The sequence below is a fragment of the Mesorhizobium comanense genome (assembly GCF_005503535.1).
Lineage (GTDB): Bacteria > Pseudomonadota > Alphaproteobacteria > Rhizobiales > Rhizobiaceae > Mesorhizobium > Mesorhizobium comanense.
Map to the genome: position 1 here is coordinate 16,551 of NZ_SCNN01000014.1, position 22,439 is coordinate 38,989.

24 protein-coding genes are annotated in these 22,439 nt (G+C 63.3%); 13 read left to right on the forward strand and 11 right to left on the reverse strand.

From position 1 onward, the window contains the following. The first annotated feature begins 26 nt into the window (after positions 1 to 26). A complete protein-coding gene (locus tag FFS37_RS22415) occupies positions 27 to 629 on the forward strand; it encodes a DUF1989 domain-containing protein (RefSeq protein ID WP_137933155.1) in 603 nt (200 codons plus the stop codon). Positions 630 to 743: 114 nt separating this feature from the next. Next, positions 744 to 1,766, forward strand: coding sequence for a betaine--homocysteine S-methyltransferase (bmt, locus tag FFS37_RS22420; RefSeq protein ID WP_137933156.1), 1,023 nt, complete (start codon positions 744 to 746; stop codon positions 1,764 to 1,766). Between the two features lie 14 nt (positions 1,767 to 1,780). On the opposite strand, the gene FFS37_RS35810 is transcribed toward bmt, so the two are convergent. The 4 genes from FFS37_RS35810 to FFS37_RS22440 all read right to left on the reverse strand — a co-directional run bounded on the left by FFS37_RS35810 (position 1,781) and on the right by FFS37_RS22440 (position 5,774). After that, positions 1,781 to 2,047, reverse strand: a complete 267-nt coding sequence (locus tag FFS37_RS35810) for a hypothetical protein (protein ID WP_171026369.1) — start codon at positions 2,045 to 2,047, stop codon at positions 1,781 to 1,783. 133 nt (positions 2,048 to 2,180) lie between these two features. After that, entirely contained in the window at positions 2,181 to 2,972 is a 792-nt protein-coding gene (locus FFS37_RS22430) for a glutamine amidotransferase-related protein (protein WP_232375738.1), read from the reverse strand. A 64-nt stretch (positions 2,973 to 3,036) separates the two neighbouring features. Beyond that, positions 3,037 to 5,211: a VWA domain-containing protein gene (locus FFS37_RS22435; protein WP_137933157.1), complete on the reverse strand. Its 2,175-nt coding sequence runs from the start codon at positions 5,209 to 5,211 to the stop codon at positions 3,037 to 3,039. 2 nt (positions 5,212 to 5,213) lie between these two features. After that, a complete protein-coding gene (locus FFS37_RS22440; RefSeq protein WP_137933158.1) occupies positions 5,214 to 5,774 on the reverse strand; it encodes an RNA polymerase sigma factor in 561 nt (186 codons plus the stop codon). 198 nt (positions 5,775 to 5,972) lie between these two features. On the opposite strand from FFS37_RS22440, the gene FFS37_RS22445 reads away from it, so the two are divergent. Then, entirely contained in the window at positions 5,973 to 6,551 is a 579-nt protein-coding gene (locus tag FFS37_RS22445) for a chromate transporter (RefSeq protein WP_171026370.1), read from the forward strand. Then, positions 6,551 to 7,102: a chromate transporter gene (locus FFS37_RS22450; protein WP_137933159.1), complete on the forward strand. Its 552-nt coding sequence runs from the start codon at positions 6,551 to 6,553 to the stop codon at positions 7,100 to 7,102. Before FFS37_RS22445 ends, FFS37_RS22450 begins: the two co-directional genes overlap by 1 nt. Before the next feature lie 50 nt (positions 7,103 to 7,152). Here FFS37_RS22450 and FFS37_RS22455 read toward each other — a convergent pair whose 3' ends face one another. The 5 genes from FFS37_RS22455 to FFS37_RS22475 all read right to left on the reverse strand — a co-directional run bounded on the left by FFS37_RS22455 (position 7,153) and on the right by FFS37_RS22475 (position 12,470). Beyond that, positions 7,153 to 7,890, reverse strand: a complete 738-nt coding sequence (locus FFS37_RS22455) for a dienelactone hydrolase family protein (protein ID WP_137933160.1) — start codon at positions 7,888 to 7,890, stop codon at positions 7,153 to 7,155. Between the two features lie 154 nt (positions 7,891 to 8,044). Beyond that, positions 8,045 to 9,340: a CynX/NimT family MFS transporter gene (locus FFS37_RS22460; RefSeq protein ID WP_137933161.1), complete on the reverse strand. Its 1,296-nt coding sequence runs from the start codon at positions 9,338 to 9,340 to the stop codon at positions 8,045 to 8,047. Then, on the reverse strand, positions 9,337 to 10,014 hold the full coding sequence (locus tag FFS37_RS22465; RefSeq protein WP_137933162.1) for a FadR/GntR family transcriptional regulator: 678 nt from the start codon (positions 10,012 to 10,014) through the stop codon (positions 9,337 to 9,339). The genes FFS37_RS22460 and FFS37_RS22465 overlap by 4 nt, the downstream gene beginning before the upstream one ends. Before the next feature lie 96 nt (positions 10,015 to 10,110). Then, on the reverse strand, positions 10,111 to 10,788 hold the full coding sequence (locus FFS37_RS22470; RefSeq protein WP_232375739.1) for a 4Fe-4S dicluster domain-containing protein: 678 nt from the start codon (positions 10,786 to 10,788) through the stop codon (positions 10,111 to 10,113). A 107-nt stretch (positions 10,789 to 10,895) separates the two neighbouring features. Beyond that, a complete protein-coding gene (locus tag FFS37_RS22475; protein WP_137933164.1) occupies positions 10,896 to 12,470 on the reverse strand; it encodes a trimethylamine methyltransferase family protein in 1,575 nt (524 codons plus the stop codon). Between the two features lie 289 nt (positions 12,471 to 12,759). Between FFS37_RS22475 and FFS37_RS22480 the strand changes: the two genes are divergently transcribed. After that, the gene (locus tag FFS37_RS22480) at positions 12,760 to 13,458 is read left to right on the forward strand and encodes a corrinoid protein (RefSeq protein WP_032930649.1); all 699 of its coding nucleotides are present in this window, start codon (positions 12,760 to 12,762) and stop codon (positions 13,456 to 13,458) included. Positions 13,459 to 13,563: 105 nt separating this feature from the next. After that, positions 13,564 to 14,193: a DUF1638 domain-containing protein gene (locus FFS37_RS22485; RefSeq protein ID WP_137933165.1), complete on the forward strand. Its 630-nt coding sequence runs from the start codon at positions 13,564 to 13,566 to the stop codon at positions 14,191 to 14,193. 11 nt (positions 14,194 to 14,204) lie between these two features. On the opposite strand, the gene FFS37_RS22490 is transcribed toward FFS37_RS22485, so the two are convergent. Further along, the gene (locus tag FFS37_RS22490; protein WP_137933166.1) at positions 14,205 to 15,125 is read right to left on the reverse strand and encodes an NAD-dependent epimerase/dehydratase family protein; all 921 of its coding nucleotides are present in this window, start codon (positions 15,123 to 15,125) and stop codon (positions 14,205 to 14,207) included. A gap of 137 nt (positions 15,126 to 15,262) precedes the next feature. Here FFS37_RS22490 and FFS37_RS22495 point away from each other — a divergent pair, with 137 nt between their 5' ends. The 6 genes from FFS37_RS22495 to FFS37_RS22520 all read left to right on the forward strand — a co-directional run bounded on the left by FFS37_RS22495 (position 15,263) and on the right by FFS37_RS22520 (position 19,946). Continuing rightward, on the forward strand, positions 15,263 to 15,838 hold the full coding sequence (locus tag FFS37_RS22495; protein ID WP_137933167.1) for a DUF4893 domain-containing protein: 576 nt from the start codon (positions 15,263 to 15,265) through the stop codon (positions 15,836 to 15,838). Positions 15,839 to 15,941: 103 nt separating this feature from the next. After that, the gene (locus tag FFS37_RS22500) at positions 15,942 to 16,724 is read left to right on the forward strand and encodes a formyl transferase (protein ID WP_137933168.1); all 783 of its coding nucleotides are present in this window, start codon (positions 15,942 to 15,944) and stop codon (positions 16,722 to 16,724) included. A 189-nt stretch (positions 16,725 to 16,913) separates the two neighbouring features. After that, on the forward strand, positions 16,914 to 17,216 hold the full coding sequence (locus FFS37_RS22505; protein WP_137933169.1) for a virulence factor: 303 nt from the start codon (positions 16,914 to 16,916) through the stop codon (positions 17,214 to 17,216). Then, the gene (locus tag FFS37_RS22510) at positions 17,209 to 17,805 is read left to right on the forward strand and encodes a methylenetetrahydrofolate reductase C-terminal domain-containing protein (RefSeq protein ID WP_137933170.1); all 597 of its coding nucleotides are present in this window, start codon (positions 17,209 to 17,211) and stop codon (positions 17,803 to 17,805) included. Before FFS37_RS22505 ends, FFS37_RS22510 begins: the two co-directional genes overlap by 8 nt. Further along, complete coding sequence (locus FFS37_RS22515) at positions 17,802 to 18,893, forward strand: methylenetetrahydrofolate reductase (RefSeq protein ID WP_137933171.1); 1,092 nt, start codon at positions 17,802 to 17,804, stop codon at positions 18,891 to 18,893. The genes FFS37_RS22510 and FFS37_RS22515 overlap by 4 nt, the downstream gene beginning before the upstream one ends. Before the next feature lie 81 nt (positions 18,894 to 18,974). Next, positions 18,975 to 19,946, forward strand: coding sequence for a methyltetrahydrofolate cobalamin methyltransferase (locus FFS37_RS22520; RefSeq protein ID WP_137933172.1), 972 nt, complete (start codon positions 18,975 to 18,977; stop codon positions 19,944 to 19,946). A gap of 79 nt (positions 19,947 to 20,025) precedes the next feature. Here FFS37_RS22520 and FFS37_RS22525 read toward each other — a convergent pair whose 3' ends face one another. After that, the gene (locus FFS37_RS22525; RefSeq protein WP_137933173.1) at positions 20,026 to 20,286 is read right to left on the reverse strand and encodes a hypothetical protein; all 261 of its coding nucleotides are present in this window, start codon (positions 20,284 to 20,286) and stop codon (positions 20,026 to 20,028) included. A gap of 71 nt (positions 20,287 to 20,357) precedes the next feature. Here FFS37_RS22525 and FFS37_RS22530 point away from each other — a divergent pair, with 71 nt between their 5' ends. Next, positions 20,358 to 22,427, forward strand: coding sequence for an ASKHA domain-containing protein (locus FFS37_RS22530; RefSeq protein WP_137933174.1), 2,070 nt, complete (start codon positions 20,358 to 20,360; stop codon positions 22,425 to 22,427). Positions 22,428 to 22,439: the final 12 nt, after the last annotated feature.

Consider the following 22,439-nt stretch of genomic DNA (forward strand, 5'->3'; position numbering starts at 1 on the left):
CTATCCGCATCTCGAAAGGACAGCCCATGTCAGAACCTCGCCGCATCGTCGTTCCCCCTCAGTCCGGCCGCTCCATCCGCGTCGCACGGGGCGACCTGATCCGCATCATCGACACGAAAGGGCAGCAGGTCGCCGACCTCTGGGCGTTCGCCACACAGCCGACGCTCGACTGGCTGAGCACATCGCAGACCCGCGACATCACCGAGCGGCTCTTTCCCGGTATCGGCGACCATTTCTACAGTGCCGCCGCGAAGCCGATGCTCACGCTGATCGAGAACGCATCGCCCGGCCCGCACGACATGCTCTACCCTGCCTGCGACTCGGCGCTTTACGAACGTGCCGGCTTCCCCAACCATCCCAACTGCCGGGACAATCTGATGCAGGCGCTGGCCGCCGAGGGCATATCGCTGCCCTTCGCACCCGACCCCGTCGATCTCTTCCAGAATTCGCTGCCGCAGCCGGATGGAAGGCTGGTGGTCGAGGCTTCGATCAATCCGCCGGGCGGCAATGTGACGTTGCGCGCCGAACAGGACCTGCTGCTGGTGGTCACCGCCTGCTCGGTCGACTACTACCCGACCAATGGCGGGGTCTGCACCGAGATCGAAGTCGAAATCACCTCCGGCTCGTGAGCCGGCCTTCGATTCGAACGCAATGCCAAGGGCAAATCCCTGGGGGCAAACATTGACTGGACATAAAGACTTCTTTATATCCTTATCCGAATTCTAAACACGAAAGCCAATCCGATGCCTCAGACCAATCCGATCGACGCCCTGCTGGCCGAAAAGGGCGTGCTTTTGGCCGATGGCGCCACCGGCACCAACCTGTTCGCCATGGGGCTGGAGGCTGGCGAGGCGCCGGAACTGCTGAACGAAACCGCGCCGGACACCATCACCAGCCTGCACCAGAATTTCGTCGATGCCGGCGCCGACATCATCCTCACCAACTCCTTCGGTGGCACCCGGCATCGCCTCAAGCTGCACCATGCGCAGGATCGCGTGCACGCGCTGAACAAGCGTGCCGCCGAGATTGCCCGCGCGGTCGCCGACAAGGCCGGCCGCAAGGTTATCGTCGCGGGCTCGGTCGGCCCGACCGGCGAGCTTCTGGTGCCGCTGGGCGCCATGACTTATGAAGAAGCGGTGGACGCCTTCGCCGAGCAGATAGAAGGGCTCAAGCAAGGCGGCGCCGAAGTCGCCTGGATCGAGACCATGTCGGCTCCCGACGAGATCCGCGCCGCAGCCGAGGCGGCGATCCGCGTCGGCCTGCCCTACACCTATACCGGCTCCTTCGACACTGCCGGGCGCACCATGATGGGCCTGCTGCCGAAAGACATCCATGGGGTCGCCGATGGGCTGTCGCAGGCTCCGCTCGGCGTTGGCGCCAATTGTGGCGTCGGCGCCTCCGATATCCTGGCCTCGCTGCTCGACATGACCGAGGCGAAGCCGGAGGCAACCGTCATCGTCAAGGGCAATTGCGGCATTCCCGAATTCCGTGGCACCGAAATCCATTATTCCGGCACGCCCGAATTGATGGCCGACTATGTGCGCCTGGCTGTCGATGCCGGCGCCAGGATCGTCGGCGGCTGCTGCGGCACCTCGTTCCAGCACCTCGCCGCCATGCGCAAGGCGCTGGACGCCCATACCAGGGCGGATCGCCCGACGGTGGAAACCATCGTCGAGCGCATCGGCCCGATGCGCAACAAGGTGGCGACGGCAAACACCGCCGAGACCAGCGAAGCCCGCCGCGAACGACGCCGCGGCCGGAGCTGAGACTATTGCTTTGATTATTCGCTGTTGTCGGCGTAGCTCGACTGCGCCGACTTGAAGTCGACCACGTTGTCGCCGCGCATCGTCATCAGCGCGCCTGATGAGGCCGGGTCGGTTATCTGGTCCAGCATGGCGCGAAAGCGGTCATTGGTCAGCGCCGACATCGCAGTGTGACGTGCTTGCGCGACATTGTCGCTGATGCGCCTGGATTCGGCTGATGGAGACGATGAAACCGAGGCGTCGCGTGACGGCGGTGTCCAACTGGCGATGGTGGTGATCTGCAATTCCGGCTCCCTCAAGCCCAAGTCTGGAGCACTGAATAGCAATTCGGAATTGCGATCACGTTCCGCAAATGCGTTGCAATTTAACGATCCCGCATTGATCCGCATGCCGGTGGAAAATATCGCGGCCGAACCGCTAGCTCAAAGGCGGAAAAAGCTTTCGCAAAAACCCGTCGAACCACGCCGCCTGGATCGGATCGTGAAGGCTCATCAGGCGATCCTGTTCCTCGCGCGTCTGCGCGCCCGGCTTGTCGTAATTCGCTGCCGGGCGGTCCTGCACCCGCTTGAACGCGGCTGGCGTCACTTCGGCATGAAACTGCAGCCCGTAAACCTTCTCGCCGATGCGAAAGGCCTGATTGGGAAAGAGATCGCTCGAGGCAAGGCGCTGGGCGCCTTCAGGCAGGTCGAACCCATGCCAGTGTGACTGGGTGACATGGATCGGCGCGGACAGGAAATCCTGTGCCCCGTCGGTCGGGTAGATCGGATAGCAGCCGAACTCATGTACACCGCTCTCCGGTGGGCCGACATGCGCGCCGTGAAGCCAGGCGATTTGCTGAGCGCCCTGGCAAATGCCGAGCAGCGGGACACCGGCATTCATGCAGAAGTCGATAAAGCGATATTCGTCCAGCAGGAATGGATGCAGCGCCGTATCATAGACATTGTACATGCCGCCGTAGACGACGCCGCCTGCGACACCGTCATCCGCATCGAGCGCTTCTCCGGCATAGGCTCGGCGCAGGACTGGCTCGTAGCCGTTTTGCTGGAGGTGGGCGAACACACGATCATCGGCGGGTTCGTCGCTGTGCCGCACCAGAACGATACGCTTCTGCATGGTCCTGCCCTTCCTCTCGCCAGAATGGGTGGTCCAAGGCAGCCACGCAATCAAAAAAAGGCCGGCAAGGGAATTACCCTCGCCGGCCTGCCTCACCCGCCCGTAGGCCGGTTTCCCGTATCAGAACGATCCCATCTGAAGGAAACCGGCCGTATCACCCCTACCGATTATCACCCAGCGCCGAGGCAAGGCGCACAAGCGAGAGGAACTCGGACCTGTACCCAAACGGGTCGGCTCCTCGGGCGGCAGTGGCGATCTCCATGATCTTGTCGTAACCGAACTTGGCGGTCGCATCCTCGTCGCGCAGCTTCTGGCCGAAGGCTGCGACCGCGACGGAGAAACGCTGATCGGTGCTGGCTTCGTCGAAGGACGCGACCTCATTGGCCGATGTCACCGGCGTGGTGATCAGCTTGGAGACATCCTCGTTCGGCAGCTTGTAGCGGATCTTGACGAAGGCATATTCGTCCGCATTGGCGACACCGCCATCGTTCACCGTCGCCTGGCCGTAGCGCAGCTGATCGATCTGCTCGCCGCCGCTGCCTTTCGGCGTGATCTCGTAGATCGCGGTGACCGAATGACCCGAGCCGATGTCGCCTGCGTCGACACGGTCATTGTTGAAATCCTCGCGGTTGAGCGCCCGGGTCTCGTAGCCGATCAGCCGGTATTCCGAGACCTTCTGCGGGTTGAACTCGACCTGGATCTTGACGTCTTTGGCGATCGGGAAGAGCGTCGAGGACGCATCCTGGACAAGCACCTTCTCAGCCTCGGCCAGCGTATCGATGTAGGCGGCGGTGCCATTGCCGTTCTGGGCGATTGTCTGCATCATCTGGTCGTTGAGATTGTCGTGGCCGAAGCCGAACACCGACAGGAAGACGCCGCTCTTGCGCTCCTGCTCGATCAGCCGCTTCAGGTCGTCGTCGTCGCTCTGGCCGACATTGAAATCGCCATCGGTGGCAAGCATCACCCGGTTGACACCGTCCTTGATGAAGGATTGCTGGGCAAGCTTGTAGGCCTCCTTGATCCCAGCCTCGCCAGCGGTCGACCCGCCCGGCTGCAGATTGTCGATGGCGTTGAGGATCTTGTCCTTCTCGGCGGCCCTGGTCGGCATCAGAACGGTGCCGGCCTCACCGGCATAGGTGACGATGGAGATCGTGTCGTCGGCCTTCAGCTTGCTGACCAGCAGCCGGAACGCCGACTTGAGCAGCGGCAGCTTGTCCGGTTCGTCCATCGAACCCGAGACATCGATCAGGAAGACCAGATTGGCCTTGGGCTGCTCGGTCGGCTTGATGTCGAAGCCCTTGATGGCGACATGCATCAGCTTGGTGTGGCTGTTCCACGGCGTCGGCATGACGCTGACCGTCGAGTTGAAGGGGGTGGAGGCGGAGTCCGGCCCCTTCCAGTCATAGGGGAAGTAGTTGATCATCTCCTCGACACGCACCGTGTCGGCCTGCGGCAAGGCCCCCTCCTTCAGCGAACGGCGCACGAAGGAATAGGACGCGGTGTCGACGTCGATCGAGAAGGTCGAGACCGGATCTTCGAGCGCCGCATGGACCGGATTGGTCTTGAAGTCCTCGACGCGATTGCGGTTTTCCTCTTGCGCCGTCACCTGGTCAGCGGGCGCGATGGCCGGCCGCGGCGCCATCAGCTTGGACTCGGCCATGGGGGCAACCCTGGAATTCCTGGGCGCACTGGTCGTGCCGTCCAGCGCGAGTTCTTCGGTCGGCGCCGGCGCAGGCTGCAAAGTGCCCGCCGCCGGCTCATTGACCGTTGCCGGAGCATCAGCCGGCACACCACGTCCCCGCGTATCCTGCTGCGCAGCGGCACCGTTTGCAGCGGATTCGGATTTCGTCGGCGCGGCCGGCGCCACAAGCGCGTCGCCGGCATCACGGCTTTCCACATCCGCGTCGGTCTTCTTGTCCTTGGCCTGCGAAGCGACGGCCACCGGCTCGGTGACCGTCTGATCCCCCGGCGCCTGCTTGGCCAGCGGCTTCACGGTGGTCGGCTTGTCGGCCAGCGTCTCGGTGATCTTCTCGTCGCCGCCGAATTTCGGCGGCTGTTCCCTCAGCAGATGGAAGGTGGCGTATCCGGCGATCGGCAGGGCGACGAGCCCGGCAAGGGCCGGCGTGGCAATGAGTTTCTTTTGCATGATCTCGCTCCAGAGCTTTTGTGCTCGCTCTGTGAGACGAAGCCCGCCGGCCGATCCTTGGGTAACGGCGGAAATATTTTCCTGATCATAGGCACGCATGGCGGCTTCGAAGGCGCGGGCCTTCGCGCCCTGGCCCGGTGCCGGTACAGCTGTGTCGCGCAGCCTGTTGAGTTCGTTGTCGTCGACCATGGTCACACTTCCCCGGCCGAGCGCATCAGCGTCTTCAGCCGTTTCTTCGCTTCATGGATGTGCCAGGAAACCGTCGTCTCGGAGATCGCCATCGCCTCGGCGGCCGCCGCATGGCTCAAGCCTTCGCCATAGACGAGCAGCACGGCGTCGCGCTGCTTGTCCGGCAATTGCCGCACCGCCGCCCATAGTGCCTCGGCGGGATCCTCGCTCTCGGCCGGAGCCTCGCCCGAGATCAGCGCGTGAACGCCATAGGCCTCGGTCTTGACCGTCTCGCGTGCGGTTTTTCGCATCATGTCCCGCGCGGCGTTCATCGTCATGGTATAGAGCCATGTCGTGAAAGCGCCGCCGCCGCGATAGTCGCGGATCGCCTTGCCGAGCCGGACGCAGACTTCCTGGGCGATGTCTTCGGCGTCGGCTTTCCTGCCGCACCAGCGATAGGCGGCGCGATAGACGAAGTCATAGTGGCGCTCCAGCAATTTGCCGAAGGCCCCCCTGTCTCCGCCCTTCGCCCGCCCGATCAGGTCGGCGTCGGAGGCTTCGCTCTCATCCAGCATCATCGCCATCATTTGCCTGTTGGACGAAGGCTAATGACCAATCCTTGGGGCGATGCAAAGATTTTTTTCGACCTGGTGCTTTGACGCCCGGACGCTCGCCGGGGCGGCTTCACATCAGGCGCAAGAAAGCGTGACCTGTCGTCATCGGCCACAGCGCTGGCAATTCCATCTCGACTCGGGTCTCTGGTTCTCTTGTCCAACAACGAAATGGCCACAGCCGAAACGTTGAACATGTCGGAACCGGAAGCACCATCCGCGCCCAGCTATTCGCAGCTCTTCTGGATTTTCACCCGCATCGCCCTGACCAGTTTCGGCGGTGGATTGAGCGGCTGGCTGCTGCGGGAGTTTGTTCAAAACCGCAAGTGGATGACGCAGGAGGAGTTTCTCAACGGCCTGTCGATTTCCCAGGCGCTGCCGGGCGTGAACGTCAAGAACATGGCGGTCTGGATCGGCTACAGGCTGCTTGGCTGGCGTGGCGCCGCCATTGGGTTTGTCGGCATCATCGTCCCGCCTGCCATCGTCATTGTCCTGCTGGGAACGCTGTTCTCCTCGTTGTCGCACTATCCGCTGACGCATGTGGCATTGATGGGAGCAGCGGCGGCGGCGGTTGGCCTGTCACTGTCCATGGGCATCACGGCGGCGCGAGCTGTGCCTCGCAACGCTGTGCCCCTTGCGATCATGGCGGCCACCTTCATTGCCGTCGCACTTCTGCACTGGCCGCTTTTCTGGGTCGTCCTGACCGCCGGTTTCGTCAGCGTGGCCTATGCCTACGCCAGGGCAGGTTGATGAGCGACAACCCGCAAACTTCGTTGTTACTAAGCCTGCTGGCGGTATTTGCGCCGCTTTCCCTCGTGACCATCGGCGGCGGACAAAGCGCCATTGCCGACATCAACCGGCAGGTTGTCGACGTCCATCAGTGGATGAGCCAGGCGCAGTTCGTCGACGCCTTCGCCATCTCGCGGATGGCTCCGGGACCGGGATCCCTGCTGGTGACGTTGATCGGCTGGCAAGTCGCGGGTTTTTGGGGCGCCGTCGTTGCAACGATGGCCATTTTCGGTCCGACCACCTTTCTCATCTACGCGGTCGCCCATATCTGGTCCCGCAAAGGCGGGGAGCGTTGGAAGCGGGCGCTGGAGGCCGGGCTCCGGCCGGTGGCCGCGGGTATGATCCTTGCCGCGGGCTATGTGTTGCTGCAGGCCATGGATGGCGGCTGGTTCGCGCGCGCCATCGCGTTCGCTTCAACGGCAACCCTGCTCCTGACCAAGGTAAATCCGCTGCTTTTGATCGGTGCCGGCGTCACCGTTTTCATCGGGCTGCATGCGCTCGGCCTAGTCTAGACCATCATCTCCAGTCGCGGATCGCTTGTGACAAATGTCCGCACGAAGGCTCAGATCAGCGTCTCGGCAAACAGCGTGATCAGCCTTTGCCAATGCCGCTCCGCGCCGGCTTGGTCGTAGACGCCGTGATCGGGCACGCACCAGCCATGCGCCATGCCGACATAGTTCTCCAGCAGGTGGTCGACTTCGGCGTTTCTCAGCGCCTCCTCGAGCCGCGTCGACTGCTCTGGCGGAAAGCTGCGGTCGACGCCGGCCATGCCGACATAAACGCGCGCCTTGATCGAACCGGCCTTGCGGTGCGGGCTGTCCTCGGCATCGCTGGCGAGATTGCCGCCATGGAAACTGGCGGCGGCCTTGATCCTTTCGGGATAGGTCGCGGCGGCATTGAGCGCCCGCGCGCCGCCCATGCAATAGCCGACGGAACCGATCGGACCGGTGACCCCCTCGCCTGCAAGCGCATCAAGGAAGGCCGAACTGTCGTTGATCGTCATGGCCTGCGTCGTGCCGGTCACCAATGCCATCAGCGCCGCCTTGGTCTTTTCCTCGGTGAAGGCGGTCTTGGCGTCGAACGGGCCATAGGGTGCGTTGCGATAGAAGAGGTCGGGCACCAGCACCGCGTAGCCCTCGGCCGCAAGCCGATCGGCCATGCCGTCGAGCGCCGGGCGCGGGCCGAACGCGTCCTGGTAGAGGATGACACCTGCCTTGGCTTGGGAAACTTTAGCCGATCGGAACAGACCGGCTGTCGCCACGCCGTCGCTGGTCCTGATGCTGAGGTTCTGTTTGGTCATCACGCGCTCCGTTCGGCAGATGTGCGATACATATCCGTGCGAACCGTCACGGCAAGGCGTCCCCTGCCGCTGACGGTCAACATTTCGTGCAGGATCGTACGAGACATCGCAAGAACGGCTGCCGCCGTTCCATGCACAGGATGTTTATGCAAGCCTAGCTGTCGAGACGCACGGTCCGCGCGCCGACAAGCTGCGCGCGGCCGGCGCCGAACCCCATGATGGCCGCCCCGAGCCCAAGCGCGACGAACAGGAAAGCCGTCTCCGAAAAGCTGCCGGTCCAGCCGCGAATCAGCCCCACCAGCAACGGTCCGAATGCCGCGAGCACATAGCCCACGCCTTGAGCCATGCCGGAGAGATGGGCCGCGACGTGCGAATCCGGCGACCGCAGCACGATCAGCGTCATGGCGGCTGCGATCAGCCCGCCCTGTCCTATTCCTTGCAGAACCGCCCAGAACAGGATGGTCGAGGTCGGCGCGAAAAGAATGCCGAGCAGCGCTGTCACCGCGATGGCGATGAGAACAACGTTGACGACCCGCTGGTCCTTCAGCCTGACCGCGATCGAGGGCACGGCAAGGCAGGTGATGACCTGCGTCATCACCGACAGCGAGGCGATAGCGCCGGCGGTCGCCGCATCGAAGCCACGCTCGCGCAGGATCGGCGCCAACCAGCCGAAGATGCAATAGGCGATCGCCGACTGCAGGCCCATGAAGAGCGTCACCTGCCAGGCCAGACGGTCGCGCCAAAGCCCAACGACGCGAAAGCCGTTGTGGCTGATCTGCCGCCGGCTGCCCAGCGCCTGCGGGATCCAGATCAAAAGCACGAGCAATGTCGGCACCGCCCAGGCGGCGAGCGCTCCCGACCATGAGCCGGTAACCCGATGCTCGATCGGCAAAGTGAAGCCCGAGGCGACGGCTGAACTGGCGCAGAGCGCCATGGTGTAAAGCCCGGTCATGACAGCGGTGTTGTCGGCGAAATCGCGCTTAACCAGCCCAGGCAACAAAACATTGCCGATGGCAATGGCGCTTCCGGCAAGGAAGGTGGCCACAAAAAGCAATGGCACGGATTCGAACCCGCGCAGGCCCGTTCCCAGGACCAGCAGCGCAAGCGCACCCAGCAAGGTGCGTTCGGCTCCGTAGCGCTGCGCCAACCTTGGCGCGAAGGGCGCGAACAGACCGAGGCACAGAACGGGCAGCGTCGTCAGCAGGCTGGCGCCCGTCGTCGACAGCCCGGTTGCCTGCATCACTTCGGGCAACAGCACAGACAGGCTGGAAAACAGGAAGCGCAGGGTGAAGGCGATCAGCACAAGGCTCGCGCCAAGCACGATGCGGGCGACACGGCTGCGCCCTTCGGGCGCAAGCGGCTGCGGCAGGTTATCGGCCTCGGCGTCGATGAGGCCCAGCCCTGCGAAGGCCTCGGCCTTCGGGGCGGGTTGGGGAAATGCCTGGTTCATTGGGACAGCAGTCTTTCAAGTTGGGCAAGCACCGGCGCCATGAAGGCATGGACGGCGGCAAGCGCGCGGTCCGGATCGCCTTCGGCTATGGCGTCGACGATGGCCGCATGCGCCTGCTGGTCCGGTTCGGGCAGGTCGCCGCCGATGGTGGCATGGATGGTTTCCGCGATGGCGGCGGTGAAGAAGTCGTAGAGCTCCATCATCGCCTTGTTGCCGGACGCCGCGACGACCGATTTGTGGAAGGCGATGTCCCGGCGGATAAAGGCTTCGCTGCCGCCCTCCGCGACGGTGCCGCGCTCGGCCAGCAATCGGCGCATCCTGCCGAGATCGGCGGGCGTTCTTCGTAAGGCGGCCAGCCGCGCGGCCTCAAGATCCAGCGCTGCCCGCGCCTCCCATTGATCACGCAGGCCGGTACGCTTGACGCGGTCGAGCGCCGCTGAAGAATCGACGGTGGAGCGCACATAGGTGCCCGAACCCTGGCGCGTATCCAGCAACCCTTGCGAGACCAGCACCCTCACCGCCTCGCGCACCGTGCCGCGGCTGACCGACAGAAGGTCGCTGAGAGCCGCTTCATTCGGGATGCGCTCGCCGACATTCCAGCGGCCACCCAGGATTTCGGCGCGCAGGCTTCCGGTCGCACTGTCGGTAAGGTTGAGTCTGCTGGCTGGCTGCATGGGTCTATTCATCAAATCATCGGATGACTTGATGAATAGACCTGCTTCTGACAGCCGTCAAGGTGCGCGCTGGACGCGGCCAATTGCAGGTATGGATCAGTCGGCCGGCCGCGCGAAGCTCGCCATGTGGAACGCCTGGACCTCGGGCGGGTAGCGATAGGATGTGCCATAGGGGCAGGCATTGCGGTCGAGGCAACCACCGCTCCGGCACGGCTCGCCGTCGGGTCCCCGCACATGCGACAGGCAAGCCTGGTAGGCGAAGCCCTCTCTCGAATAGGCATCGACCGGACAGGACTTCAGGCAGGGCTTTTCGATACAGCGGTCGCAGAGGTGAATGGTCTCACCAGCCTCCGGAAACTCGATCTGCTGCTCGAACAGCAACGCACCGCGATAGGCGTGCCAAAGCCCGTATTGCGGGTGCATGAGAATACCGAGCGGCGACGGCTTCAGCCCTTCCGCCCGCATCGCCCATTGCTGGAACGGCAGATAAGGCTTGTCGGACGGAGAGACCGCGCGCGCGCGGAATACGAGTGCCACCTCGCCGATGACCTGCCGTGACCAAGTGTCAAGCGGATTGGCAATCGCTTGGGGCTGCTGCCCCCGCCAACGCAGGAAATGCGGCCAAGGCGCCGCACCCGCCTGCCCGACCAGCAGCACTGACTTGGCCGTGACATTCGAGATGCCGGTCGGTGGCGTATCGCCTGATCTGAAATTGAAGCCGCCGCGAAGGATGAGGCCATTGACGCCAAGCGCGGCGGTGATCTCTTCGATCATGCCGCGCGCACAAATCATCCCTTCCTGTCCGGATCGGAGAAGGCACTCCGCCAGACTTCCTTGTGGATGATGTTGGCGACTTTAGCCCCGCCTGACTCGGGCTCCTTTCAAGTGAAGGCGTCGGGCATCGATCCCTTCTTCCTGGCGATGAATTCCTTCAGGGCTTCGTCGATACCCTCGTCGAGATGCGGCGCCTCGTAGCTCTCCAGCCAGCGGCGGGCGAGTTCGTTGGCGCGTTGCGGCGCGGTCTTCTCGCCTTCGGCCAGCCACTGCTCATACGAGTTGTTGTCGGCGATGTTGGAGCGGTAGAAGGCGGTCTGGAAATTCGCCTGGGTGTGGTCGCAGCCGAGATAGTGGCTGCCGGGACCGACCTGGCGAATGGCGTCCATCGCCTGGCCGTTTTCCGACAGGTCGACGCCTTCGGCGAATTTCTGCTGCATGCCGAGCTGGTCGATATCCATCATGAATTTCTCGTAGCATGACGCCAGCCCGCCCTCGAGCCAGCCGGCCGAGTGGAGGACAAAGTTGGTGCCGGCGAGAATGGTCGAATTCAGCGTATTGGCGCTTTCATAAGCCGCCTGCGCATCCGGAACCTTGGAAGCGCAGAGCGAGCCGCCGGTGCGGAACGGCAGGCCGAGGCGGCGTGCGAGCTGCGCGGCGCCATAAGACACCAGCGACGGCTCGGGCGTGCCGAAGGTCGGCGCGCCAGACTGCATCGAGATCGACGAGGCGAAGGTGCCGAACAGCACAGGCGCGCCGGGCCGGATCAGCTGCGTGAACGAGGCGCCGGCCAGCACTTCGGCCAGAACCTGCGTCAGCGTGCCGGCGACCGTCACCGGGCTCATCGCGCCGGCGAGGATGAACGGCGTGACGATGCAGGCCTGGTTGTGGCGCGAATAGACTTTCAGCGCGCCGAGCATGGTTTCGTCGAACACCATCGGCGAGTTGGCGTTGATCAGGCTGGTCAACACCGTGTTGTTCTCGACGAAGTCGTCGCCGAACACGATCTTGGCCATCGCCACCGTATCCTCGGCACGCTCCGGCGCGGTCACCGAGCCCATGAACGGCTTGTCGGAATATTTGATGTGCGAATAGACCATGTCGAGGTGGCGTTTGTTGACCGGCACGTCGACCGGCTCGCACACCGTGCCGCCCGAGTGATGGATCGATGGCGCCATATAGGCGAGCTTCACGAAATTCTGGAAATCCTCGATGGTGGCATAGCGCCTGACGCCGTCGAGGTCGCGCACGAAGGGCGGGCCGTAGACCGGCGCGAACACGGTGGCGTTGCCGCCGATCTGCACCGAGCGCTCCGCGTTGCGGGCATGCTGCGTATAGATGGAGGGCGCGGTCTTGAGCAGTGAGCGGCACAGCCCTTTCGGGAAATGCACGCGCTCGCCCTTGACGTCGGCGCCGGCCTCTTTCCACAGTTGCAGCGCTTCGGCGTCGTCGCGGAAGATGATGCCGATCTCCTCGAGCACCGTATCGGTGTTCTTCTCGATCAGCGCCAGCCCTTCCTCGTTCAGCACCTCGTACACGTTGATCTGGCGCTTGATATAGGTCAGCTGCGTGCCGGGTCCGCCGCCGGACCGTGCCGCGCGCCGGGCCGCCGCTCCGCCGCTGGCGCTGCGCCCGCGCCGTCCGCCTGACGCTTCCTGGTCGACTGCCGCCTGTTCGCTCATGATCGCTCTTCCCTGACTGTGGACTGGCCTGAACAGGGCCTGTCCTGAACCGTTATGGCCGCATGGCGCGGCTTTGACCGGATCGTAGCCATGCACCCTATTCGAAACGGCCCGTCCGCGCCAACGCCTGTCGCAAAATCGACAAGAAAACCGATAGATTTTCCAGTCGCTTTCCTTTTGCGGGAAGTCGCAAATCAGCTATGGATGGCTGCCCGTTGCGGGTTAGGTATGAGCGCCATTATTTTGTGCCTTGCGACACAGTCGCGATGCCGTGAGGAGCTGGATTAAAATGTCCGACGACGAGATCATCCTTTCTGAACTTTCCGACGATGAGTTGGTGCAGCAGATGCACGACGACCTCTATGACGGGTTGAAGGAAGAGATCGAGGAAGGCACGCGCATCCTGCTCGAGCGCGGCTGGGCGCCCTACAAGGTGCTGACCGAGGCGCTGGTCGAAGGCATGCGCATCGTTGGCGAGGATTTCCGCGACGGCATCCTGTTCGTTCCCGAAGTGCTGCTTTCCGCCAACGCCATGAAGGCCGGAATGTTCATCCTGCGCCCGCTACTTGCCGCCACCGGCGCGCCGAAGCAGGGCAAGATGGTGATCGGCACCGTCAAGGGCGACATTCACGACATCGGCAAGAACCTCGTCGGCATGATGATGGAAGGCGCCGGCTTCGACGTCATCGACCTCGGCATCAACAACGCGGTCGAGAAATATCTCGATGCCATCGAACAGCACCAGCCTGATATCATCGGCATGTCGGCGCTGCTCACCACCACCATGCCCTACATGAAGGTGGTCATCGACACGATGAAGGAAAAGGGCATCCGCGACGACTATGTCGTGCTGGTCGGCGGCGCGCCGCTCAACGAGGAATTCGGCAAGGCCGTCGGCGCCGACGCCTATTGCCGCGACGCGGCGGTGGCGGTCGAGACCGCCAAGGACTTCATGAAGCGCAAGCACAACGTGCGCGCTTCGGCCTGATCCAAGGCATCAGGAAGAACCGGAAAAGCCGCGCCTTGCAGCGCGGCTTTTTTGTTACCAGATGAAGGACGTGATTGCGGGCAATGAAAGCATTCGGCTGAGATCATGGCCAGGGTTCGAAAAACGCAGGCGAATCAAGCGGACAGGCTTCTGGTCATTGCCTGCGGGATGATCGCGCGCGAAGTTCTGGCCATCAAGGAAACGCTGAAGCTGGACCACCTCGAACTGACCTGCCTCCCGGCGGAGTTCCATTTCTATCCCGATCGCATCGCCCCCGCCATGGACAAGGCGATCGAGAAGGCCAAGGCGGAAGGTTACGCCAATATCTTCGTCGGCTATGCCGATTGCGGCACCGGCGGGCTGCTTGACCGGGTGCTGGAGAAGCATGGCGTCGAGCGCATGGCCGGCCCCCATTGTTTCGCCTTCTACCAGGGAATGGATGCCTACGCGAAGGTTGCCGACGACGACATGATGTCGTTCTACATGACCGACTTCCTGTGCCGCCAGTTCGACGCCTTCTTCATGAAGCCGCTCGGCCTCGATAAACATCCGGAGCTGATCAAGGACTATTTCGGCAATTACGAGAGGCTGATTTATCTTGCCCAGACCGACGACCCGGAACTGGACAAGGTCGCGGAAAAGGCGGCGGCCCTGCTCGGCCTCGCCTATGAACGACGCCCCACCGGCTATGGCGACCTGACGGGCGAACTCGCGCGGGCGGCACAGAGCGCCTGACCAAGGCCGCGTCAGACTGCCCCCTCCTCCCGCAATACGGCCAGCACGTCGGCGAAGCTCGTCTTGCAGACAAAGCCCAGCCTGTCCCTGGCGCGCGAGGCGTCATAGACCCGATCAATCGACGCAAACATCGACCAGCCCCGTCGCGCATAAAGCGATGAAAAGTCCGGGAAATAGCGCTCGACGACCGAGGGCGCATCCCTGATGAGGGCATCGCAGTCCTGCGGCCGGAACGGAGTCGGCGCGCAGACGATGAAGATGTCGAAGCCGAGTTGCGGCGCCTTCGCCAATGCCGCGACATGCGCCTGCGCCGCGTCTTCCATCGTCAGCCGCCGAAACAGCAGTTCATTCGCCTTGGTGTTGGCATCGGACTGTTCGATGGCATGCGCCATGTCATCGGCCTCTGGAAAGAAGCGCGCGGTGCGTAGCACCACCACGGGCAGGCCATGCTGGAGATGATAGAGCCGGCACAAATGCTCGGCGGACAGTTTGGTCACTCCATAGATGTTGCGCGGCTCGGGCGACATCTGTTCCGTCAGCCAGGCGGCCTTGCGCGCACCTCCATTGAAGCCTTCACGTATTGCCTGCGAAATCATCAGCGAAGTGGTCGATGTGAAAACGAAGCGCTCGACCCCGGCGGCCACCGCGGCATCGAGCAGGTTGAGCGTGCCCTGCACGTTGGTGGCGACGAAGGCGCTGTTGCCATGGCTTTCTATGTTGGGCTTGTGGAGGGCGCCGCTGTGGATGATGGCTTCAATGCGGTGTTGCCGGACGGTATCCATGACGAGGTCACGATCGGCGATCGAACCGACAATCTGCGTTTCCCCCGACGCGACCGGGTCGAGGCCGACGACATCATTGCCAAGCCCGCGCAGGCGCGGCGCGAGCACGCTCCCCAGCCAGCCCGACGACCCTGTGAGCAAGATTCGCATTTCACCACGCCATGATTTTTGACACCCGATGCTGTTAAGCACGGATGACAGCCCGTCGCGAATGGGTAAATTCTGCCCCGGACACCGCAAGGACGACTCTCCAGCCGTCAACTGCCATCGCCAACCGGAGAATCTGGATGAACCTTCGCCCGCTGCTCGCCACTGCCGCCCTGTTTTGCGCCGCCTTGCCTGCCCATGCCGATGGCCAGGTCCAGAAACTGATCACCGCCGCCGACAAGGCGCGGCTCGCCAAATATGACGAGACCCGCAAGGCCGCCCTCGCCGAAGCCAAGGCCGGCAATCCCGCCGAGGTCAGCCAGCTCAATGCGCTGCTGGCCAAGCCGCTTGTGTCCTTCTCGGACAAGGACCTTACCGGAAACTGGCAGTGCCGCACCATCAAGGTCGGCGGGTTGAGCCCGCTCGTCATCTATGGCTGGTTCAAGTGCAAGGTCACCGATGACGGCTCCGGCTGGCGGCTGCAGAAGATCAACGGCTCGCAACGCACCCAGGGCCGCTTCTTCGACGATGGCGAAAAACGCTCGATCTATCTCGGCTCCGGCTCCGTCAACAATGATCGTGCGAAACCCTATGGCAGCGGTCCGCAGACCGATCAGGTCGGCTACGCCTTCCGCAGCAGCGCCAGCCAATGGCGCATCGAATTCCCCTCTCCCTACTACGAATCGAAACTCGACATCATGGAGTTCAAGCGCTGAACCCCGCCTCCATGTCCTGAGGGAACGTCCGGCACACCAAGGATTAACCCGCCTGCCCTAAACTTGGCCCTTTCAGCCGATCCCGTGGAGCGTAGCAAGATCAATGGCAGCGTCGGAATCCAGTCCGCGACCAATCGTGGTCGTCACCGGCGGCGGCGCGCATGTCTGGGCGATCGTGAATGATATCGCCGACCGTGTCGGCCCCGTCAGCGTCGTCCTGGAAGTCCCTGAATCCAAAAAGCGATTGCTGCTTGGCCGCGCTCGCCGCCAGGGCTGGATCTCCGCCATCGGCCAGCTCGGCACCATGGTTCTGAGCAGGCTTGGAAAAAGGCTGCTCGCGGACCATGCCGCGCGCCTGATCGCCGAAGAGAGGCTTGAGACGGAGCCGAGGCAAAATCAGCCTATAGTTCATGTGGCATCGGCCAACAGCCCTGAATGCCTGCAGGCGATCGAGAAGATGAAGCCTGGGGTAGTCCTGCTCAACGGGTGCCGGCTGCTGTCCAAGGACATGCTGGCCGCGATGCCGTGCCCCGTTCTCAACTATCATGCCGGCATCACGCCCAAATATCGCGGCATGAATGGCGGCTATTGGGCCCTGGTTTCAGGCGACGCCGGGAATTTCGGGTCGACCGTTCATCTGGTCGATGCCGGCGTCGATACCGGCGGCGTGCTCAAGCAGGCGCGCGGCAAGCCGGGAAAAGGCGATACCATCTCGAGCCACGCGCTGCGCCAGGCGGCGTTTTCCCGCGACATCTGCGTCGAGGCGGTCGCCGATGCGCTGGGCGGAAGACTGGTGACGATCGATCCGGGGCTGCCGTCGAAACAGTGGTACCATCCGACGATCTGGTCCTATGTCTGGACTGGATTGAGGACCGGCATCTGGTAGCGCATTCTTCGTCCGCGATGATATTTTCGGGTGCCTCGCGACGAGCGCCGGCATCCCTCGCAAACGAATAAAACCACCTTTCATTTTACGACATCCAAATGCGTCGCTTTTGAATGCGCGCGCGTCGTCCCATAACAAGCGGCTCCATTGCGCTTGCGGCAATGCTCTGACATCGAGGAGCGAGAATTCATGGCCGATCTTATCGTCGTCTACTGGCGCGACATCCCTGCCCAGGTCATCGTCAAGAAAGGCCGTCAGAACGCCAAGCGCGAACTGCCGCTGCGCTTCACCGAAGCGATCGACATGTGTGCCATGCGCACCGGCGCCGGGGGTACCGACGACTATCTGGCCGAATGGCGCAAGGCCGATCCGGTTCCCGTCGGCGACGACCTCGAAGCCGAGGTCGAAAAGGCCTTCCACGAGCTCGATGCGAAATACGACCGCGAGCGGCTGGTCGCTCTGGTCAAGGCGGGCGGAAAAGAAAATGTCTGACAAAGAGCCGGCGGTTACCCAGGCCACACTGGTCAAGAAGGCAGCGCCGAAATCCGACTACAAGCCGGCCGACGTGTCGCCGCAGCGGCGCGTGCAGCGCTCGTTCGCGGTGCGGCTGTGGTCGATCAGGCACTCGCGGCTGCTCGAATGGTTCTACAGCAGGTTCGCCGATGCCTTCCTGCTCTTGCATCCGCTCTGGAAAGGCCTCGGCTACGGGCGCGTCGAAGCCCCGATCAAATTCGTCGAAAAGCGCGTAAAAGGCTTCATGTTCGACTGCCGCATGTGCGGCCAGTGCATCCTGTCCTCCACCGGCATGTCGTGCCCGATGAACTGCCCCAAGCAGTTGCGCAACGGCCCCTGCGGCGGCGTACGCGCCAACGGCAATTGCGAGGTCGAGCCCAACATGCCTTGCGTCTGGGTCAAGGCCTGGGAGGGTTCGCAGAACATGGTCAACTCCGACAAGATCCTTGCCGTGCAGAAGCCGGTCGACCAATCGCTACGCGAGACATCGGCATGGCTGCGCGTCACCGCGCAGGCAGCGGCGGCCCGCGAAGCCGCGGCCAATGCCGGCACCGGAGCCGCCGCATGATGGCCCGCCAGCGCGACGAAAACCCTGCCGGCATTCACCTGCCGCTCGATCCCCTGCCCGGCCACTCCTCGCGAGGACGCCTGGAGCGTGTGCTGCGGCGCGGCGAATTCGCGGTCACCACCGAACTCAATCCGCCAGACAGCGCCGACCCCGAGGACGTCTACAACAGGGCCAAGATTTTCGATGGCTGGGTCGACGCCATCAATGCGGTCGATGCCTCGGGCGCCAACTGCCACATGTCGTCAGTCGGTATCTGCGCGTTGCTGACCCGCATGGGCTATGCGCCGATCATGCAGATCGCCTGCCGCGACAAGAACCGCATCGCCATCCAGGGAGACGTGCTGGGCGGCGCGGCCATGGGCGTCGCCAACATGCTGTGCCTGACCGGCGACGGCGTGCAGGCCGGCGACCAGCCTGGTGCCAAACCGGTGTTCGACCTCGATTCCATGTCGTTGCTGGAAACCGTGCGCATCATGCGCGACAACGGCAAGTTCCTGTCGGGCCGCAAACTGACGACGCCGCCGCAGGTTTTCCTTGGCGCCGCCGTCAACCCGTTCGCGCCGCCCTTTGATTTCCGGCCGATCCATCTCGGCAAGAAGATCGCCGCGGGCGCGCAGTTCGTGCAGACCCAGTATTGTTTCGACGTGCCGATGTTCAAGACCTTCATGCAGAAGGCGCGCGACCTCGGCCACACGGAGAAAGTGTTCGTCCTGTGCGGCGTCGGGCCGCTCGCCTCGGCCAAGACAGCCAAATGGATCCGCTCCAACGTGCCGGGCATCCATATTCCGGACGCTGTCATCAAGCGGCTGGAAGGCGCGCAGGACCAGAAGAAAGAGGGCAAGCAGCTCTGCATCGACATCATCAACGAGGTGAAGGAAATCCCGGGCGTCGCCGGCATCCATGTGATGGCCTATCGCCAGGAGGAATATGTCGCCGAGATCGTCGATGAATCGGGTGTGCTGAAAGGACGCCAGCCTTGGAAGCGTGAGGTGCGCCGCGATGACCAGATCGTCGCCGACCGGCTCGACCGCATCCTGCATGACGAGATTACCGAAACCCAGGTGGACATGGTGAAGACCGCGCACTGAACGGCGCGGAGACCCATCATTCGCTTGATCGACAAGAGATAACGATATAAAGAAATCTTTATATCATGACGGAGAGATTTCATGACCCGGACCATCGTCGCCTCGGCGACACGAGAAATCATCATCGGCTTCGACCAGCCCTTCTGCGTGATCGGCGAGCGCATCAACCCGACAGGGCGCAAGAAGCTGGCCGCCGAGATGGTGGCCGGTAATTTCGAAACCGTCATCAAGGACGCGCTTGAGCAGGCCGCCTGCGGCGCCACCATGCTCGACGTCAATGCCGGCGTCACCGCGGTCGATCCGAACGCGACCGAGCCGGCACTGCTGGTGCAGACGCTGGAGATCGTCCAGGGCCTCGTCGACCTGCCGCTGTCGATCGACTCTTCCGTCACCGCCGCCATCGAGGCCGCGCTCAAGGTTGCCAAGGGCCGTCCGCTGGTCAACTCCGTCACCGGCGAGGAAGAGAAGCTTGAAGCCATCCTGCCGCTGGTCAAGAAGTACAATGTCCCGGTCGTCGCCATCTCCAACGACGAAACCGGCATTTCGATGGATCCGGATGTGCGCTTTGCCGTCGCCAAGAAGATCGTCGAGCGCTGCGCCGATTTCGGCATTCCGGCGCATGACGTCGTCGTCGACCCGCTGGTCATGCCGATCGGCGCGCTGGGCGACGCCGGCCGACAGGTGTTCGCCCTGCTGCGTCGCCTGCGCGAGGAACTCAAGGTCAACACCACCTGCGGCCTCTCCAACATCTCCTTCGGCCTGCCGCACCGCCACGGCATCAACGCCGCCTTCATCCCGATGGTGATAGGCGCCGGCATGACTTCGGCGATCATGAACCCGGTCCGTCCGCAGGAAATGGAAGCCGTGCGCGGCGCCAATGTGCTCAACGGCACTGATGAGAACTGCACCAACTGGATCCGTACCTACAAGGACTACAAGCCGGCCGAAGGCGGCCATGCGGTTGCCGCTCCGGTCGCGGTCACCGCGCCGGGCGATGGCGCCGCTGGCGGTCGCCGCCGCGGCGGCCGTGAGGCCCGCATGGGTCGGGGATAAGCGCGCAATCGTGAACCGTACAGCAAACCACGTTGGACCGATCGCATCATCGATGCGGTCGGACGCGTCTGCTTTGCGCTCAGGCCATGCCCAACATGGCGTCGAACACCGCCATTCCCGCCCACGATCCGAATATGCCGGTCACCCCGCCTACGATGAAATCATCGTCATAGGCCGGCCAGACCCCATGCAGCAGCAACACCGCGACGATCGCGCCGAGAATTCCGGTGGCCAGATATTGCGGATTGCGCAGCCACGGGCCCTTCAGCAGCCGCACCATGGTAAAGGCGGTGAATATGCTGGACAGCAGGAGATCGGACATGATTGGCCTCTGGACCATCAGACACTCCGCCCAATAGTAAAACGATCCGTTAAACGGTATCGACAATCCCTACCGAGACACGTGTACGCATGAACTCGCCTGCCAACATCACCGATCCACTCGTGCTGTTCATGCCGTCGGGCAAGCGCGGACGGTTTCCTGTCGGCACGCCGGTGCTGGATGCCGCGCGCCAGCTCGGCGTCTATGTCGAGAGCGTGTGCGGCGGCCGCGCCACCTGCGGTCGCTGTCAGATCGAGGTGCAGGAAGGCAATTTCGCCAAGCACAAGATCGTCTCCTCCAACGACCACATTTCGCCGAAAGGCCCCAAGGAAGAACGCTACGAACGCGTGCGCGGCCTGCCCGAACGGCGCCGCCTCTCCTGCTCGGCGCAGATCCTGGGTGACCTCGTCATCGACGTCCCGCAGGATACCGTCATCAACGCGCAGACCATCCGCAAGGATGCCGACACCAGGGTGATCGCCCGTGATACGGCGATCCGCATGTGCTATGTCGAGATCGAAGAACCCGACATGCACAAGCCGCTCGGCGACCTCGACCGCCTCAAGATCGCGCTGATGAAGGATTGGGGCTTTAAAAACCTCGAATTCGACTTCTACCTCTTGCCGCAGGTGCAAGGCATCCTGCGCAAGGGCAACTGGACCGCCACCGCCGCCATCCACAAGGATGCCGACAGCGACATTGCAAGGGTCATCGCACTCTGGCCGGGCCTCAAGAACGAGGCCTACGGTCTCGCCTGCGATATCGGCTCGACCACCATCGCAATGCACCTTGTTTCGCTGCTGTCGGGCCGCGTCGCCGCGTCGTCGGGCACGTCCAATCCGCAGATCCGCTTCGGCGAGGATCTGATGAGCCGCGTCTCCTATGTGATGATGAATCCGGACGGCCGCGAAGGCATGACGGTCGCCGTGCGCGAGGCGATCTCCAGCCTCGTCGACAAGGTGTGCGCCGAGGGCAACGTCCAGCGCGCTGACATCCTGGATTCCGTCTTCGTCGGCAATCCGATCATGCATCACCTGTTCCTCGGCATCGATCCGACCGAACTCGGCGGCGCCCCCTTCGCGTTGGCCGTATCCGGCGCGGTGCGTATCAAGGCCTCCGATATCGGGCTGAAGCTCAACCAGGGTGCGCGCCTCTACATGCTGCCTTGCATCGCCGGCCATGTCGGCGCCGACGCGGCGGCGGTGACGCTGTCGGAAGGCCCGCATCGCCAGGACGAGATGATGCTGATCGTCGACGTCGGCACCAATGCCGAGATCGTGCTCGGCAATCGCACGCGGGTCGTGGCGGCCTCCTCGCCCACGGGTCCGGCCTTCGAGGGTGCCGAAATCTCCGGCGGCCAGCGGGCGGCGCCCGGCGCCATCGAGCGCGTGCGCATCGACCCAGACACGCTGGAGCCGAAGTACCGCGTCATCGGCTCGGAATTGTGGTCCGACGAACCGGGCTTCCTCGACAGCGTTCAGGCGACCGGCGTCACCGGCATCTGCGGCTCCGGCATCATCGAGATCGTGGCCGAAATGTATCTCGCCGGCGTCATCTCGGAGGATGGCGTCGTCGACGGATCGCTGGCCGAGCGCTCGCCGCGCGTCGTAGCCAATGGCCGCACCTTCTCCTACGTGCTGAAGGAAGGCGAGCCTAAGATCACCATCACCCAGACCGACGTTCGCGCCATCCAGCTGGCCAAGGCAGCGCTCTATGCCGGCACCAAGCTATTGATGGAAAAGCAGAACACCGAGCATGTCGACCGCATCCACTTCGCCGGCGCCTTCGGCTCCTTCATCGATCCGAAATACGCCATGGTGCTGGGCCTGATCCCCGATTGCGACCTCGACAAGGTGTCGGCCGTCGGCAACGCCGCGGGTGCCGGTGCGCGCATGGCGCTCTTGAACCGCGGCTATCGCCGCGAGATCGAGGAGACGGTCAGCCAGATCGAGAAGATCGAGACCGCGCTGGAACCGAAATTCCAGGAGCATTTCGTCTACGCCATGGCGCTGCCCAACAAGGTCGATCCGTTCCCGAAACTGTCGGCTGCGGTGAAATTGCCGCCGCGCAAGACGGTCAGCGAGGACGGCGTCGCCGGCGATGCCGCCCCGCGCCGGCGCTCGCGCGAAGGCCACGCTGCACGACGCAGCCGGGAATAAGGCGCACTGCGG